The sequence below is a fragment of the Frigoribacterium sp. AP1 genome, from assembly GCF_056680555.1.
The window spans coordinates 2,787,848-2,804,249 of the sequence record NZ_CM155288.1; the positions used below are offsets into that span (position 1 = coordinate 2,787,848).

14 protein-coding genes are annotated in these 16,402 nt (G+C 72.4%); 9 read left to right on the plus strand and 5 right to left on the minus strand.

What is annotated here, in order from left to right; translation table 11 throughout:
• The 4 genes from AC1MBW_RS13240 to AC1MBW_RS13255 are packed head-to-tail and all read left to right on the plus strand — an operon-like array spanning position 1 to position 6,429.
• A complete protein-coding gene (locus AC1MBW_RS13240) occupies positions 1-1,338 on the plus strand; it encodes an ABC transporter substrate-binding protein (protein ID WP_480024775.1) in 1,338 nt (445 codons plus the stop codon).
• A complete protein-coding gene (locus AC1MBW_RS13245) occupies positions 1,335-2,297 on the plus strand; it encodes a carbohydrate ABC transporter permease (RefSeq protein WP_054146539.1) in 963 nt (320 codons plus the stop codon). Before AC1MBW_RS13240 ends, AC1MBW_RS13245 begins: the two co-directional genes overlap by 4 nt.
• Entirely contained in the window at positions 2,294-3,265 is a 972-nt protein-coding gene (locus AC1MBW_RS13250; protein WP_082383434.1) for a carbohydrate ABC transporter permease, read from the plus strand. The genes AC1MBW_RS13245 and AC1MBW_RS13250 overlap by 4 nt, the downstream gene beginning before the upstream one ends.
• Positions 3,262-6,429, plus strand: a complete 3,168-nt coding sequence (locus AC1MBW_RS13255; protein ID WP_480024776.1) for a glycoside hydrolase family 2 TIM barrel-domain containing protein — start codon at positions 3,262-3,264, stop codon at positions 6,427-6,429. The genes AC1MBW_RS13250 and AC1MBW_RS13255 overlap by 4 nt, the downstream gene beginning before the upstream one ends.
• 76 nt (positions 6,430-6,505) lie before the next feature.
• Here AC1MBW_RS13255 and AC1MBW_RS13260 read toward each other — a convergent pair whose 3' ends face one another.
• Both AC1MBW_RS13260 and AC1MBW_RS13265 read right to left on the minus strand, forming a co-directional pair.
• Positions 6,506-7,180, minus strand: coding sequence for a class I SAM-dependent methyltransferase (locus tag AC1MBW_RS13260; RefSeq protein ID WP_480024777.1), 675 nt, complete (start codon positions 7,178-7,180; stop codon positions 6,506-6,508).
• Complete coding sequence (locus AC1MBW_RS13265) at positions 7,177-8,184, minus strand: NAD(P)/FAD-dependent oxidoreductase (RefSeq protein WP_480024778.1); 1,008 nt, start codon at positions 8,182-8,184, stop codon at positions 7,177-7,179. The genes AC1MBW_RS13260 and AC1MBW_RS13265 overlap by 4 nt, the downstream gene beginning before the upstream one ends.
• Positions 8,185-8,264: 80 nt before the next feature.
• Between AC1MBW_RS13265 and AC1MBW_RS13270 the strand changes: the two genes are divergently transcribed.
• On the plus strand, positions 8,265-8,894 hold the full coding sequence (locus AC1MBW_RS13270) for a helix-turn-helix domain-containing protein (protein WP_480024779.1): 630 nt from the start codon (positions 8,265-8,267) through the stop codon (positions 8,892-8,894).
• Between the two features lie 233 nt (positions 8,895-9,127).
• A complete protein-coding gene (locus tag AC1MBW_RS13275) occupies positions 9,128-12,643 on the plus strand; it encodes a TM0106 family RecB-like putative nuclease (RefSeq protein ID WP_480024780.1) in 3,516 nt (1,171 codons plus the stop codon).
• Positions 12,644-12,662: 19 nt separating this feature from the next.
• Here the strand turns inward: AC1MBW_RS13275 and map are convergent, their stop codons facing one another.
• Positions 12,663-13,439 (minus strand): type I methionyl aminopeptidase, encoded by a 777-nt coding sequence (gene map / locus AC1MBW_RS13280; protein WP_480024781.1) that lies wholly within the window; start codon positions 13,437-13,439, stop codon positions 12,663-12,665.
• A gap of 80 nt (positions 13,440-13,519) precedes the next feature.
• Here map and AC1MBW_RS13285 point away from each other — a divergent pair, with 80 nt between their 5' ends.
• Entirely contained in the window at positions 13,520-13,819 is a 300-nt protein-coding gene (locus AC1MBW_RS13285; protein WP_480024782.1) for a helix-turn-helix transcriptional regulator, read from the plus strand.
• 85 nt (positions 13,820-13,904) lie between these two features.
• Here AC1MBW_RS13285 and tmk read toward each other — a convergent pair whose 3' ends face one another.
• Together tmk and AC1MBW_RS13295 are read right to left on the minus strand one after the other, a co-directional pair.
• Positions 13,905-14,561: a dTMP kinase gene (gene tmk, locus AC1MBW_RS13290; RefSeq protein ID WP_480024783.1), complete on the minus strand. Its 657-nt coding sequence runs from the start codon at positions 14,559-14,561 to the stop codon at positions 13,905-13,907.
• 315 nt (positions 14,562-14,876) lie between these two features.
• A complete protein-coding gene (locus AC1MBW_RS13295; RefSeq protein WP_480024784.1) occupies positions 14,877-15,341 on the minus strand; it encodes a DIP1984 family protein in 465 nt (154 codons plus the stop codon).
• A 51-nt stretch (positions 15,342-15,392) separates the two neighbouring features.
• Here AC1MBW_RS13295 and AC1MBW_RS13300 point away from each other — a divergent pair, with 51 nt between their 5' ends.
• Both AC1MBW_RS13300 and AC1MBW_RS13305 read left to right on the plus strand, forming a co-directional pair.
• A complete protein-coding gene (locus AC1MBW_RS13300; RefSeq protein WP_480024785.1) occupies positions 15,393-15,917 on the plus strand; it encodes a DUF427 domain-containing protein in 525 nt (174 codons plus the stop codon).
• Between the two features lie 33 nt (positions 15,918-15,950).
• Entirely contained in the window at positions 15,951-16,391 is a 441-nt protein-coding gene (locus tag AC1MBW_RS13305; protein WP_054146529.1) for a DoxX family protein, read from the plus strand.
• Positions 16,392-16,402: the final 11 nt, after the last annotated feature.

Here is a 16,402-nt window from a genome sequence, read left to right on the forward strand (position 1 = left end):
ATGAGCCCGATTTCCCGACGGCAGTTGCTCGGCCTGGGGGTGACCGCCGGCGCCACTGCCATGCTCGCCGGCTGCGCCACACCCGGGACGACCTCCGTGAACTCCCTGCCGACCATCCCGCCGGCCGACGGCCCCGTCAAGCTGCAGTACTGGGCCTGGCTCAAGGGCCTCGACCAGGTCACCGCCCTCTACAACAAGAGCCAGTCACGCGTCCAGGTCGAGACGGTCTTCATCCCCGGCGGCAACGCGGGCGGCTACCAGAAGCTGTACTCGGCGCTCGCCGCGGGGGCCGGCCCCGACATCGCCCAGGTCGAGCTGCGCTCGCTGCCCGAGTTCCTGCTCGCCAACGGCGTCGTCGACCTCAAGCGCTACGGCGCCGAGCAGTACGCGGACCTCTACGACCCCACGCTCTGGAACCAGGTCAGCTACACCGACGGCATCTACGCGATCCCGCAGGACAGCGGCCCTATGGGCATGTTCTACCAGCCCGCCGTCTTCGACACGGTCGGCGCCGCCGTCCCCACCACGTGGGACGAGTGGGCCGCGGTCGGTGCCGAGCTGAAGGGGGCCGGTGTGCTGATGGACTCGTTCCCGCTCGCCGACGCCTCGCTCTTCGCCGCGTATGCCACCCAGGCCGGTGCCTCGTGGCTGCGCGCCGAGGACGACGGCTGGGTCATCGACATGACCGACGAGGCGACCCTCACCGTCGCCCGCTTCTTCGACAAGGCGATCGACGACGGCATCGTCACGACCGCTTACGGCGCCTACACGCCGGCCTGGTTCTCGGCCGCCAGCGCGGGCACCATCGCGTCGGTCGCGACCGGCTCGTGGGGTGACGCCCTGATCGAGGGCGTCAGCGGCGCCGAGGGCAAGTGGAAGTGCGCTCCGCTGCCCACCTGGCAGACCGGCTACGCCTCGAGCTTCCTCGGTGGTTCGACCGCCGCCATCCTGGCGAACAGCAAGCACCCCCAAGAGGCGCTCGACTTCGCCGTCTGGATGACCACGACCCCCGAGGGCATCAACGCCCTCATCGAGTTCTGCGGCATCGGTTGGTCGCCGGCGCGCGACGTCGTCGGCTCGCTGCGCGAGCAGCCCAGCCCGTTCTTCAGCGGTCAGAACTACAACCAGGAGGTCTTCGTGCCCGCCACGAAGGAGTCCGCCCAGAACCAGGACTGGAGCTGGTGGCCCATCACCCAGCAGTCCTTCAACATATTGAGCGACGGCTTCCGTGGCAAGGCGTCGGGCGGCACGCTCGTCGACGCCGTGGCGCAGGCCGAGAAGGACATCATGGCCGTCTTCCAGAACAAGGGCCTCACCATCCGGAAGGCGAACGCATGAGCGCCGCGACCGACACGCGGCCCGAGGCCGTGACCGACTCGACCCGCGCCTCCTCGGGTCCTCGCCGCAGCAGCTCGAAGGGCGCCGTCAAGCGGGCGCCCTGGGTGTTGCTCGCGCCGTTCCTGGCGCTGTTCGCGCTGACCTTCGTGATCCCGATCGTGATCGCCGTGTTCTCGAGCTTCACCAAGGTCACCCGCAGCGGCCTGTTCGGCGAGGGCGGCGTGACCAGCGGGTTCGCCGGCTTCGACAACTACGCGCAGGTGCTCGGCGACCCCAACTTCGTCGCCTCGATCGGCCGCATGTTCCTCTTCGGCATCGTTCAGGTGCCGGTCATGTTGATCCTCTGCACCGTGCTCGCGCTGCTGCTCGAGTCGGCGTCGGCGAAGTGGCCGGGCGTGTTCCGTGCCGCGTACTTCCTGCCGTACGGCGTGCCCGGCGTCATCGCGACGATCCTCTGGTCGTTCCTCTACGTGCCCGGTCTCAGCCCGATCATCGACATCGGCGAGGTCTTCGGCGTCACGCCCGACTTCCTCGGGGCGAACACCGTCCTCTGGTCGATCGCGAACATCGTGACCTGGAGCTACACCGGCTACAACATGCTGATCATCATCGCCCAGCTGAAGTCGATCCCGGTCGAGCTGTACGAGGCCGCCAAGGTCGACGGCGCCTCCTCGCTGCGCGTCGCGTTCAGCATCCAGCTGCCGCTGATCCGCCCGGCCTTGCTGCTCACCGCCGTCTTCTCGATCATCGGCACCCTCCAGTTGTTCGCCGAGGCCCAGGTGCTGCAACGCGTCTCGCCGGCGATCGACAGCCAGTACACGCCGAACCTCAGCGCGTACACGACGGCCTTCGCCTACAACGACTACAACGTCGCGGCCGCCCAGTCGGTCCTGATCGCCCTCGTCGCGTTCGCGCTGTCGATCACGTTCCTCAGCATCACGAACAGGAAGCAGAAATGAGCCTCTCGACGAAGGGCGCCGAGCACGCCACAGAGACCGAGTCCATCGTCACGGCCCAGGGACGCGGGCGGGGTGCCGAGAAGCCCGCCCGCCGCCGTGCCCGCAGCGCCGGCCCCGACCGCACGGCCGGTCGCTCGAAGGCGTCCACCATCATCGTCACGGCGATCCTGGTCGTCGTCGCGCTGTACTTCCTCGTGCCGGTCTACTGGGTCGTCGTCGCGGCGACCAAGACCACGCCCGACCTGTTCGGCACGTTCGGCTTCTGGTTCGCGCCGACGTTCTCGCTCTGGGACAACCTCGGCCAGGTGCTGACCTACGGCGACGGCATCTTCGTGCGCTGGGTGCTCAACTCGGTGCTCTACGCCGGCGTCGGCGCCCTCATCGCGACGTACTTCGCCGCGGCCGGCGGCTACGCCCTCGCCAAGTACGAGTTCCGGGGCCGCAACGTCGTCTTCGGCACGATCCTCGGAGGCGTGTTGGTGCCCGGCACCGCCACGGCCCTGCCCCTCTTCCTGCTGTTCAGCCAGATGGGCATCGCCAACACGTACTGGAGCGTGCTGCTGCCGTCGCTCGTGTCGCCGTTCGGCCTGTTCCTCTGCCGCATCTACGCGCAGGCCACGGTCGACACGTCGCTGATGGAGGCCGCCCGCCTCGACGGCGCCGGCGAGCTGCGCATCTTCCACACGCTGGGACTGCGCATCCTCACCCCGGCGCTCGTCACGGTGTTCCTGTTCCAGCTCGTGGGCATCTGGAACAACTACTTCCTGCCCCTGGTCATGCTGAGCGACGTCGACAAGTTCCCCGTCACGCTCGGCCTCAACAACTGGCTCAGCCAGACCGACCGCCTGCCCGAGTTCTACCAGCTGACGACCGGCGGCGTGCTGCTGTCGATCATCCCGCTGGTCATCGCCATGGTCGTCCTCCAGCGCTTCTGGCGCGGCGGCCTCACCGAAGGAAGCGTCAAGTGACCCCCAGCACCACCACCGGCACCACTCCCACCGTCTCCGCCGACTACCTCACCGACACGGGCCCCGGACAGGGCGCCCGCACCCCGGCGCGCTCCTGGCTGCACACCGACGCCCCGACCCTCTCGCTCGACGGCACCTGGTCGTTCCGCCTGCTGCCCGGTGCCCCCGGCACGCTCGGCGGGCGCGGCGCGCTGCCCGACGGTGAGCCCGTCGACGGAGTCGGCGCGGTCGACCTCGACGACTCGTCCTGGGGCGAGATCGACGTGCCGTCGCACTGGGTGCTCGGCGGCGACGGCTCGCGCGGCGCCCCGATCTACACCAACGTGCAGTTCCCGTTCCCGACCGAGCCGCCCTTCGTGCCCGACGCGAACCCGACCGGCGACCACCGCCGCACCTTCGAGCTGCCGTCGTCGTTCGACGGAGCCGAGCGCCTGCTGCTGCGCTTCGACGGCGTCGAGTCGCGCTACGTCGTGTGGCTGAACGGCGTCGAGATCGGCATGGGCGTCGGCAGCCGCCTCGCCCAGGAGTTCGACGTCACCGACGCCCTGCACGCGGGCGAGAACGTCATCGCGGTGCGCGTGCACCAGTGGTCGGCGTCGAGCTACGTCGAGGACCAGGACCAGTGGTGGCTGCCCGGCATCTTCCGCAGCGTCACGCTGCAGGCCCGCCCGGTCGGCGGCCTCGACGACGTCTGGCTGCAGACTCCCTTCCACGGCACGGCCGGTCAGAACCGAGGAGGCGCGGTGATCGTCCCCGAGATCACCGCCAGCGAGGCCGCGTACCCGGTCACGCTCTCGGTGCCCGAACTCGGCGTCGAGGTCACCTGGGCGACCGCGGCCGACGTCGCGCCGGTCGAGCTGGACGCGGTCGAGCCGTGGAGCGCCGAGACCCCGCGCCTCTACGACGCGACCGTCTCGAGCACGGGCGGCGCCGAGACGATCTCGCTGCGCCTCGGCTTCCGCACCGTCCGCATCGTCGGCGACCAGTTCGAGGTCAACGGCCGCCGCGTCGTCTTCCACGGCGTCAACCGCCACGAGACCCACCCCGACCGCGGCCGCGTCTTCGACGAGGAGTGGTCGCGCCGCGACCTCGCCCAGATGAAGCGGTTCAACGTGAACGCGATCCGCACCTCGCACTACCCGCCGCACCCGCGCCTCCTCGACCTCGCCGACGAGCTGGGCTTCTGGGTCGTCCTCGAGTGCGACCTCGAGACCCACGCCTTCGAACGCCAGGAGTGGATCGGCAACCCCAGCGACGACTCGGCCTGGCACGACGCCTACGTCGACCGCATGGTCCGCACCGTCGAGCGCGACAAGAACCACCCGAGCATCGTCCTGTGGTCCCTCGGCAACGAGGCGGGCACGGGGCACAACCTCGCGGCGATGGCGGCCTGGACGCACGCCCGTGACGGCGGCCGTCCCGTGCACTACGAGGGCGACTACACGGGTGCCTACACCGACGTCTACTCACGCATGTACTCGTGGATCGACGAGACGCGCGCCATCGGCGCGGGCGACGAGTCCGTCCCGCTGCTGGGCTGCACGCCGGCCGAGGCTGCGCGGCAGCGCTCCAAGCCGTTCCTGCTCTGCGAGTACGTCCACGCGATGGGCAACGGCCCCGGGGCGATCGACGAGTACGAGGACCTGGTCGACGCCTACCCGCGCCTGCACGGCGGCTTCGTCTGGGAGTGGCGCGACCACGGCCTGCGCACGCACACGGCCGACGGTGTCGAGTACTTCGGCTACGGCGGCGACTTCGGCGAGGTCGTCCACGACGGCAACTTCGTCATGGACGGCATGGTGCTGAGCGACGACACCCCGTCGCCCGGCCTGTACGAGTGGGCCCAGGTCGTCGCCCCGATCCGCCTGCGCTTCGAGTCGCCCACGGTCGACGGCGCGTCGGTGCTCGTCGTGTCGAACCTGCGGCACTCGGCCGACGCCTCCGACGTCGTCTTCCGCTGGGTCGCCTCGCACGACGGCGAGGAGGCGCGCTCGGGCACCCTCGACGTGGTCGGCCTCGAGGGCGGCGCGCTGGCCGCCCACGAGACGGTGTTCGTCTCGCTGCCCGAGGTGCCCGTGTCGGGCACCGGCGAGACCTGGCTCACGGTCACGGCCGAGCTGGCCGACGCCACCGTGTGGGCGGACGCGGGTCACGTGCTCTCGACCCAGCAGCTCGACCTCACGCCGACACGGGCGCAGGTCGCGACACCCCGCCCCGCGGTCGTGGGCGACGGGCGCGACCGCGCGGCCCGCGCCTCCTCGGGCTCTGCTTCCTCGGGGCGGGTCGTGCTCGGCCCGGCCGTGTTCGGCGACGGACGACTGGTGTCGCTGGCCGGACGTCCCGTCGACGGCGCCCGCCTCGAGCTGTGGCGCGCACCGACCGACAACGACCGCGGCGAGTGGATGACGCCGAAGGACCGCGACCGCGACGTGATGCGCAACCGCCACCGCGTCGACCTGTACGAGGTCGGCGTGCTGCCGAGTTCGCAGGACACCTGGTTGCTCGCCGGGCTCGACCGGCTGACCGCGCGCGTCGAGTCGGTGAGCGTCGCCCCGGGCTCGGTCCGGGTGCGCACCCGCTACGCCGCCGCCGACACGCGCAACGCCGTGACGACCGACGAGCAGTGGCAGCTGGTCGGTGACGACCTCTGGCTGTCGGTCGACATCGTGCCCACCGGCTGGTGGGACATGGTCTGGCCCCGCGTCGGCGTGCGCTTCGACCTGCCGGGCGACGTCGACCACGCCTCGTGGTTCGGCACCGGGCCGCGCGAGTCGTACCCGGACAGCCGCCACTCGGCGTTCGTCGGGCGCTACGAGTCGGGCGTCGACGACCTGTCGGCCGGGTACGCCCGCCCGCAAGAGACGGGGCACCGCAGCGACCTCCGCACGCTCGACCTCGGGCCGGCCGGTCAGCCGTGGCTGCGGGTCGAGGCCGTGCCCAGCGCCACGGGCGGGCGACCGGGCTTCACGCTGAGCCGCCACACGGCCCAGCAGATCGGCGTGGCCGAGCACCCGCACGAGCTGCCCGCGAGCGACCGCACCTACCTGTACCTCGACGCCGCCCAGCACGGCGTCGGGTCGCGGGCGTGCGGGCCGGACGTCGCCTCGCGGCACGTGCTGCGGCCGGGGGCACACCAGCTGCGCCTGAAGTTCAGCGCGCTGTAGCGGGCTGCGGCTGCGGAGGACGGGCGGGTCCGTGTCGGACCCGCCCGTCCTGCGTGCTGCCGCCTCCCGACCGGTGTCAGCCGTCGCGGCGCGTGGCGCGGACGACCACGTCGGCGACGTGCCAGACGTCCCCGTCGGGGCCCGTCATGTCGCGCGGTCGCACCTCGGCGACCTCGACCTGCCACGCGTCGGGGGAGAGCCTGCCGACCACCTCGTCGACGGTGAAGAGCATGCCCGGGTCGCCGTGCTTCTCGGCGCCGAGCGGCAGGGCGGCGGCGTCGTGCCCGACGATCAGCAGGGTGCCCCCCGGTGCCACGCCGTCGGCCAGCGCGGGGAACAACCGCTCGCGGTCGGCGGGCGGCAGGTGCATGAAGTGCGCCGTGACGAGATCGAAGGAGGCGCGGGTCGGGCTCCACCCCGTGAGGTCCGCCTGCTGCCAGGTGACCCGTGCGGGGTCGACGTCCTCCCGCTCGCGGGCGAGGGCAGCCGCCTTGTCGAGGGCGTTCTGCGAGATGTCGACGCCGGTGACCTGCCAGCCCCGGGAGGCGAGCCAGAGGGCGTCGCCGCCCTCTCCACTGCCGACGTCGAGTGCACGACCGCGGGTCAGGGGTGTGGCCTCGGCCACGAGGGCGGCGTTGGGGCGGCCGCTCCAGGCACGACCGGGCTGCCCGTAGCGGTCCTCCCAGTAGTCGCGGTCGTAGACGGGGTGGCGGTGACCGTCGTGTTGGTGCTGCTGCTCCGACTCGCTCATGCGTCGATCCTCTCTCCGGCGCGGAGGGCGGCGACGGCCGCCGCGACCTCTGCCGTGACCAGGTCCATGTTGATCGCGGCGCCGGCCATCGTGCCCGCCGCGGCCGCCGCGACGACCTGCGCCATGGGTTCGGTGACGTTGCCCGCCAGCCAGACGCCCGGAACGGCCGACCGGCCGGTGAACGGCTCGACGGTGGCGAGGTGCGTGCCGACGCCGGCGGGGTGCTCGGTCGCCTCGAGTCCGAGGGCGGCCACGAAGTCCGCCCGGGAGCGCACCCGGGCCATGACGGCCAGCGCACCGACGGCGACCGTGCGACCGTCGACGAGCGTCACACCGGTCAGGGCGTCGTCCTCGACCCGCACCCGCGCGACCGGGCCGTCGACCAGCGTGACCCCGCGGGCCCGCAGCTGCTCGGCCTGCGCGTCGTCGGGGGTGAAGGAGTCGTTCGTGAAGAGCACGATGTCGCGGCTCCACTGCCCGAAGAGCAGGGCCTGGTGCATCGCGAACGGGCTCGTGGCCAGCACGCCGATCACGCGGTCCTGCACCTCCCAGCCGTGGCAGTACGGGCAGTGCACGGCGTCGCGGCCCCAGCGCTCGGCGAGGCCGTCGACGGCGGGCAGCTCGTCGACGAGCCCGGAGGTGACGAGGAGGCGCCGGGCACGCACCTCGGACGCGTCACCGCCCGGGCTCGTGACGGTCACGACGAAGGGTGCGTCGGGGTCGTCGTCGCGGCGGACGCCGGTCACGGTGCCCGAGGTGATCGCGCCTCCGTACGCTTCGACCTCGGCCCGGCCGAGGCGGGTGAGCTCGCGGGGGGCGACCCCGTCGCGGGTGAGGAACGCGTGGACGCCCTCGGCGGGGGCGTTGCGGGGCCGGTCGTCGTCGACGACGAGCACGTCGCGGCGGGCGCGGACCAGCGAGAGTGCGCCGCTGAGCCCGGCGGCGCCTCCGCCGATCACGACGACGTCGTGGACGGTGTGGACCGGGTGGGTGTTCTGGTTCATGGTGTGACCTCCTGACCCGATCCTGCGACCTCGAGCGTCACTCTGGCAATCTCCATTGCCGAAGTGGCAAGATGGCGGGCATGACCCAGCCCCCGAACACCGCCGGTGCCGACGCCTCGAGCACCGACGTCGTCCTCGCCGCGGTCGGCCCGCGCCTCCGCGCTCTGCGCTTGCGGCGAGGCGTGACCCTCGCCGAGCTGGGGGAGCGCACCGGCATCTCGGTCAGCACCCTGTCCCGGCTCGAGTCGGGGCTCCGGCGGCCGACCCTCGAGCAGTTGCTGCCGCTCGCCCGTGAGCACGGGGTGCCGCTCGACGACCTCGTCGGGGCGCCCGAGACCGGTGACCCGCGGGTGCACCTCAAGCCGCGGCAGCAGCACGGCATGACCGTCGTGCCGCTCTCGCGCGGCGGTGGCGCGATCCAGGCCTTCAAGATGGTCATCCCGGCCGACTCGCCCCGCACCGAGCCCGTGCTCCGCACCCACGAGGGCTACGACTGGCTGTACGTGTTGCGCGGACGCATCCGGCTCGTGCTCGGCGACCTCGACCTCGTGCTGCCGGCGGGCGAGGCGGCCGAGTTCGACACACGCACGCCGCACTGGTTCGGCCGCGCCGACGAGCACGCGGTCGAGGTGCTCAGCCTGTTCGGCCGCCAGGGCGAGCGGCTGCACCTGCGCACCGCGCCCGGCTCGCCCGGGTCGCCCGGCTCATGACGCGTACCGAACCCGACTCCCGAGCCGCCGCCGGGTGTACCGAACCCGACGACGGGCGGCGCCGAAAGGGCTTCCGACCCGAGATGAGCGGCGTGTCGGCCGTCGGGTGTCGCGAATTGCACACCCAGGGGCAGGGCTGGCGACCTCGCCCGGGTGAGTCGTCCCGGGGTGTCGGTGGCGCCTCCTAGGCTCGGGGCGGGCGTCCAGGCCGCGTCCCGACAGAAGGAGTCCGCGTGTACCTCGACGACGACCGGGTGGTCACCAGCCCGTCCGACCTGACGACCTGGGCCGCGTGCGAATGGTCGTTCCTCCGTCGGCTCGACGCGAAGCTCGGCCGGGTCGAGGCCGTCGCCGACGCCTCCGACGACATGCTCGACCGCACGGCCCGGCTCGGCGACGCGCACGAACTGCGGTACCTCGAGGCCCTGCGGGCGACCCGTGACGTGGTCGAGTTCGAGCGGCCGGCGCCGTCGGGCTACGCGGCGGCCGCAGAGGAGGCGCGGCTCGCCATGGCCTCCGGGGCCGACGTGCTCTTCCAGGCGACGTTCTTCGACGGCTCGTTCATCGGCTTCAGCGACTTCGTGGTGCGCACCGAGAGCGGCGCCTACGAGGTCTACGACACCAAGCTCGCCCGCCACGCCAAGATCCCCGCCCTGCTGCAGGTGGCGGCCTACACCGACCAGATCCGCGCCCTCGACCTGCCGTCGGCGGACACCGTGCGTCTCGTGCTCGGCGACGGCAGCGAGAGCGTGCACGACGTCGCCGACGTCCTGCCGGTCTACCGCGTCCAGCGCGACCGGTTGCGTGCCGCACTCGCCGAGCGGCTCACCGCCGACGGGCCGCTCGCCTGGGGCGACCCGGGCGTCACCGCCTGCGGGCGCTGCACGGCCTGCCAGGCGCAGGTCGACGAGCACCGCGACCTCGTGCTCGTCGCCGGGCTGCGCGGCGAACAACGTCAGCGGCTGCACCTGGCCGGGGTCGCCACGATCGACGACCTCGCCGACTCGAGCGGGCCCGTCGCCGGCATCGGGGCGACGGCCCTCGCCCGGCTGCGGGGGCAGGCCCGGGTGCAGCTCGCCACCGAGCACGACCACACCGGTGCCCCCGCGATCGAGGTCGTGGACGCCGACGCCCTGCGGACGATCCCGCGGCCCGACGCCGGCGACGTGTTCTTCGACTTCGAGGGCGACCCGCTCTACACCGAGGGCGACGGGCGGGCCTGGGGCCTCGACTACCTCTTCGGGCTGATCGAGGCCGACGGCACCTTCCGGGCCTTCTGGGCGCACGACTTCGCGGGCGAGCGGCAGGCACTCGTCGACTTCCTCGACTACCTCGCCGAGCGCCGCCGACACTTCCCCGACCTGCACGTGTACCACTACGCCTCGTACGAGCGCAGCCACCTGCTCTCGCTCGCGGCCCGTCACGGCGTCGGCGAGGACGCGGTCGACGACCTGCTGCGCGACGGCGTGCTCGTCGACCTGTACCCGATCGTGCGGCAGGCGTTGCTCATCGGGTCGCACAGCTACTCGCTCAAGAAGCTCGAGCCGCTCTACATGGGCGACGACCTGCGGCAGAGCGACGTCAAGACGGCCACCGCCAGCATCACGATGTACGTCGACGCGATCGCCGAACGCACCGCGGGCGACCCCGAGCGCGGCGACCGCATGCTCGACGAGGTCCGCGACTACAACGAGTACGACTGCCGGTCGACCCTCCGGCTTCGCGACTGGTTGCTCGAGCTCGCCGACTGGCACGGCACCCGGGCCGACGACCCCGACGGCCCGACCGCGCCCGACCCGCTCGAATTCGCCCGGGTGCCGCGCGAACCGAATCCGGTCGCCGTCGGCCTCGCGGCCCACGTGGCCGACGTCGACCCGCTCGAGCGCACCCCCGACCAGACCGCCATCGCCCTCGCGGCCTCGGCCATCGACTACCACCGCCGCGAGGCCAAGACGTTCTGGCAAGAGCACTTCGACCGCCTGCGCAACCCGGTCGACGACTGGGCCGACACCCGCGACGTGTTCGTCGTCGAGACGGCCTCGGTCGAGCGCGAGTGGCAGAAGCTGCCCCGGGCCCGCAAGCTCAGCCGCGAGGTGCGCTTGCGTGGCCGCCTCGCGCCGGGCAGCCGCCTCACCGAAGGAGGCGCGCCCTACGCCGTCTACGACGCCCCCGTCCCGCCGGGGGTCGCCTCGCTCGGCCCGGGGCTGCGCGGCGCCGTCGGGTCGACCGTCGTCGAGGCCGGCCCGAACGGCGACCGGCACGAGGTCGTCCTGCTCGAACGCGTCTCGGGCGACGACGACCGGCACGACGCGTTCCCGGTCGCGCTCACGCCCGCCGCGCCTCCCCGGGCCACCCCCCAGCCCGAGGCGATCGCCGAATGGGGCGGGCACGTGCTCGACGCCCTGCCCGAGATGCTCCCCGATCCGGCGTTCGACCTGCTGCGGCGTCAGCCCCCGCGTCTGCGGTCGGGCGGCGGGCCCGCGCCCGTGGTCGGGCACGACACCGTCTCGGCCGTCGTCGAGACCCTGCTCGACCTCGACCGGTCCTACCTGGCCGTGCAGGGCCCGCCCGGTACGGGCAAGACCTACGTCGGCTCGCGGGTCATCGCCCGGCTGGTGCGGGAGCACGGCTGGCGCGTCGGCGTCGTGGGGCAGTCGCACGCCGTGGTCGAGAACGTGCTGCGTGCGGCGATCACGGCCGGGGTCGACCCCGAGCGGGTGGGCAAGGTGCCGAAGTCGGGCACGACCGCCGAACAGGCCGACGAGCAGCCGTGGCGTGCCCTGAAGTCGGGCGGCGAGGCCGCGTTCCTCGCCGAGGCCGACGGTGGGGCGGGCGGTGCCGGGGCCGCCGGCGGCGGGCAGGCCGTGGGGGCCGTGTTCGGGGCGACCGCCTGGGGGTTCGCGAACGCCGACAAGGTGGCCCGCGCCTCCCTCGACCTGCTGGTCGTCGACGAGGCCGGGCAGTTCTCGCTCGCCTCGACCGTGGCGGCCTCGGTCGCCGCGACGCGGTTGCTGCTGCTCGGCGACCCGCAGCAGCTGCCGCAGGTCAGCCAGGGCAGCCACCCCGAGCCGGTCGACGAGTCGGCCCTCGGCTGGCTGGCCGACGGCCACGACGTGCTGCCGGCCGAGTACGGCTACTTCCTCGCCACCACCTGGCGGATGCATCCGGCGTTGTGCGCCCCGGTCAGCGAGCTGTCCTACGGCGGGGCTCTGACCGCCCACGAGTCCGATCGCCGGCTCGACGGCGTGACGCCCGGCCTGCACGTCGAACCCGTGACGCACGTCGGGAACACGACCTCGTCGGTCGAGGAGGCCCGAGCGGTCGTCGAGATCGTGCGCTCGGTCGTCGGTCTCGACTGGTCGGACGCCGACGGCACCCGACCGCTGACCGCGGCCGACGTCATCGTCGTCGCGCCGTACAACGCCCACGGCGCCGTGCTGCGCGAGCACCTCGACGCAGCCGGGTTCGACGAGACCCCCGTCGGCACGGTCGACCTCTTCCAGGGGCAAGAGGCGGTCGTGGCCGTCGTGTCGCTGGCGGCGTCGAGTGCGGCCGACATCCCGCGCGGGCTGGACTTCCTGCTGATGCCGAACCGGTTGAACGTGGCCCTGTCGCGGGCGAAGTGGGCGGCGTTCCTGGTGCACTCCCCGCTGCTCGCGACGGGGTTGCCCACCTCGATCGCGGGGCTCGGGCTGCTCAGCGGGTTCCTGAGGTTGACCGGCCAGGGGCAGCCGGCCGCCACCAGCTGAGCGGCGGCTCGACGACGGGTCAGCGGGTCGGTCGTCGAGTCAGCACCTCGGCGCCGTCCTCGGTGATGGCGATCGTGTGCTCGCTGTGCGCGGTTCGGCAGCCGGTCACGCTGCGCAGCGTCCAGCCGTCGGCGTCCGTGACGAGCTCGTCGGTGTCGGTCATCACCCACGGCTCGAGGGCGAGCAACAGCCCCGGCCGCAGCCGGTAGCCCCGCCCCGGGCGCCCGGTGTTCGAGACGTGCGGGTCCTGGTGCATGGTCGACCCGATGCCGTGGCCGCCGAACTCGACGTTGATCGGGTACCCCGCGTCCGACAGCACCGAGCCGATCGTGTGCGACAGGTCGCCGATGCGTGCCCCGGGCCCGGCCGCCGCGATGCCGGCTTCGAGTGCCCGCTCGGTCGTCTCGATCAGGCGCACACTCTCGGCGGGACGCGATTCGCCGACGACGAAGCTCACCGCCGAGTCGGCCGCCACGCCGTCGAGCACGACGGCGAGGTCGAGCGTCAGCAGATCGCCGTCGACGAGACGCCGGTCGTGCGGCAGCCCGTGCAGCACGGCGTCGTTCACGGCCGTGCAGACGTAGTGGCCGAACGGGCCCCGGCCGAACGAGGGCGCGTAGTCGACGTAGCACGAGACCGCACCGGCCTCGTCGATCATCGTCTTCGTCCACGAGTCGACGTCGAGCAGGTTCGTGCCGACCGTCACGCGGTCGCGCAGCGTCTGCAAGATGGTGCCGACGAGCGCGCCCGTCGCCCGGGCCCGCTCGATCTCGGAGGGGTTCAAGATCTCGATCATGGGTGTCCTGCCGTTCTCGTGCCGAAGATCATCCCGGTAAAGGTATCCCACCGGGCGCTCCTGCGCACTACGCTCGGGGCATGGTCCGTCTGCCGCTCACCCCCGCCGAGCTCGAGCGCGGTCGCCGCCTCGGGGCGTTGTTGAGGCGGGCCCGCGGCTCCCGGCCGATGCTGCAGGTCGCCCTCGACGCCGGGCTGTCGCCCGAGACCCTACGCAAGATCGAGACCGGTCGAGTCGCGACGCCGGCCTTCTCGACCATCGCCGCGATCGCCGCCGTGGTCGGCGTCTCGCTCGACGACATCTGGGCCGAGATCACGGGCGACGCGGCCGGGGGAGCAGCCGACGTGCCGTCCGTGGTCGACGCGGCCCGCGCCTCCTGACCCCGTCGTCTCGTCACCGCGTGCCGTTCACGTCCTGAGGTGAACGGCACATCCGGACGACTCGCGGGCCCGAGGAGGCGCGGTGTCAGCCCTGCGGACGCGCCAGCGACCCGAGGTCGAGCCGGGTCGACACCTCGTGCCAGACGGCGTCGGCGAGCTCGCTGGTCGAACGGTCGGCGTCGACCGTGACGACGACCTCGGCGGCGGCGGCGATCGCCTCGGCGTAGCGTTCGCGGGCGGCCCGCAGTCGTTCGTCGACTTCGAAGCGGTCCGTCGTCGTGCGTCCGCTGGCGAGCCGCTCGAGGGCGACCTCGGGCGGGACGTCGAGGTAGATCGTCAGGTCGGGCAGCATCAGGTCGGTGCTGATCGAGTTCGACGAGGCGATCCAGTCGCTGCCCACGTCGGACGCCTGGTAGGCCTGCGACGACAGGTGGTACCGGTCGCAGAGGACGGTCGTGCCGCGCTCGACGATGCCGAGCATGCCGTCGTGGGCGTTGGTGATGTGGTCGAGGCGGTCGGCGACGAAGAGCGACGCGATGACGCGGTCGTCGAGGTCGACGCGGCGGTTGAAGCCGTTGCGGATCAGCGTGCCGACGGGGCCGTTGGTCGGCTCGGCCGTCTGGTGCACGGGTACACCCACGTCCCGGAGGCGGGCCGCGAGCAGGCGTGCCTGCGTCGACTTGCCCGATCCGTCGATGCCCTCGAACACGATGAACGCCCCGCGGGCTGCCTGATACGTCACCCGACGAGCCTACCGAGCGCCGGGCCCGTCGAGGCGACGGTCGCGTCATGCGACGAGGTCGTGATGAGGCGCCCAGGGTCCGCGCCGCCGCGCGACACCCGAGGAGGCGCGGTGAGGTCCCCGATCCCGCCCTCGACGTCTCCGGTCAGCACACGGTGGTGATCAATGCAGGGTGCGCGGTCACCGGTGATCGGTGCGGGGCTGAGTGGTGACGACGTGAGTCGTGACGCTGCCCTCCGCGCCTGCAGAGACCGGGATGACCGCCGGTCGCGGTTCGTGCTCGCCCCGGTGACGTCTACCGACTCACCGCGCAGGTCAGTTCTGCAGCTCGGCCTCCCAGTTGGTCTTCTGGATCTCGACGTCGAGTTCGCGCAACTCGCGGGCGACGACGTCGGCCCGGTCGCGCAACTCGGCGACCGGCAGGGCCGAGAACATCCGCAGCTCGCTGCGCAGCTGTCGGTAGCCGCCGGAGGCGCCGCGCGCCGCGTCCGACGCCGTGACGAGTAGGGCGTGGGTGGCGCGCAGCGTCTCGCGGCGGGCCAGGGCAGCGGTCATCGTGCTGCCGTCGGCGAGGGTCGTGCGAGCGTTGGTGAGGTTGATGCGCACGACGAGCGACTCGAGGACGGCGAGGGTGTCGACCGCCTGCCGCAGCAGGTCGGCGGCGTCCTCGGTGGGCTCTTCGCCCTCCTGATAGCGGGCGTTCGCGGTGACTCGATCACGCAGCTGGTCGACCCGGCGCTGGGCGTCGGATCGTTGCAGGAGGGCTTCGGCGAGCTTCATGGTGAGCGATCCTACGCAGGTCGTCCCAGCCCCGCGGCGCATCATGGGCTCATGCCCGCCTTCCGTCGCCCGTCGCGTCCCGCCCACCCCGTCCGTGTCGAGCCCGGCCCCGGGCAGGAGTCCGTCTGGGACTACCCCCGCCCGCCGCGCGTCGAGCCCCGGAACGAGCGCGTCGTCGTCCGTCTCGGCGGCGTCGTGGTGGCCGACACGACGGCCGCGATCCGCGTGCTCGAGACGAGCCACCCGCCCGTGTACTACCTGCCCCGCTCCGCCTTCGCGCCGGGCGCCCTGTCCAGGGCCGAAGGCCGCAGCCTCTGCGAGTTCAAGGGCCAAGCCGGCTACGTGGACGTCACGGGCGGGGGAATCGTGGCCCGCCGGTCCGGCTGGTTCTACGCCGAGCCCTGGCCCGGTTACGGGTCGCTCGTCGACCACGTCGCGATCTACCCGGGGGCGATGGACTCGTGCGAGATCGACGGCGAGGTCGTCCAGGCGCAGGAGGGCGACTTCTACGGCGGCTGGATCACGGCGAACCTGGTCGGTCCGTTCAAGGGGGCGCCCGGCACGATGGGCTGGTGAGGACCCGGTCTCCGACAGGAGGAGACTGGTCGGATGTCGAAACGTCCCCGCCCCCGTCCCACGTCCGTCGCCCGCACCCTGGGGCGCATCGCCCTCGGTGGCGCCCTGGTCTTCGCCGGCACGAGCCATCTCACGTTCGCCCGTGAGCCGTTCCAGGCCCAGGTGCCCGAGTGGCTGCCGCTCGACGACGACTTCGTCGTGCTCGCCTCCGGCGTCGTCGAGATCGGGATCGGCGCAGCCCTCGTCGTCGCCCCCAAGCACCGTGTGACGGTCGGTTGGGTCGCCGCGGCGTTCTTCACCGCGATCTTCCCCGGCAACATCTCGCAGCTCGTCACGCACACCGACGCGTTCGGCCTCGACACCGACGGCAAGCGCGCCTTCCGCCTGATCTTCCAGCCGCTGCTCGTCCTGCTGTCGCTCTGGTCGACGGGAGCCTGGCGCGACCGTCGCAGCATCGGCCGCCGCGCGAAGTAGTCACGACCGGC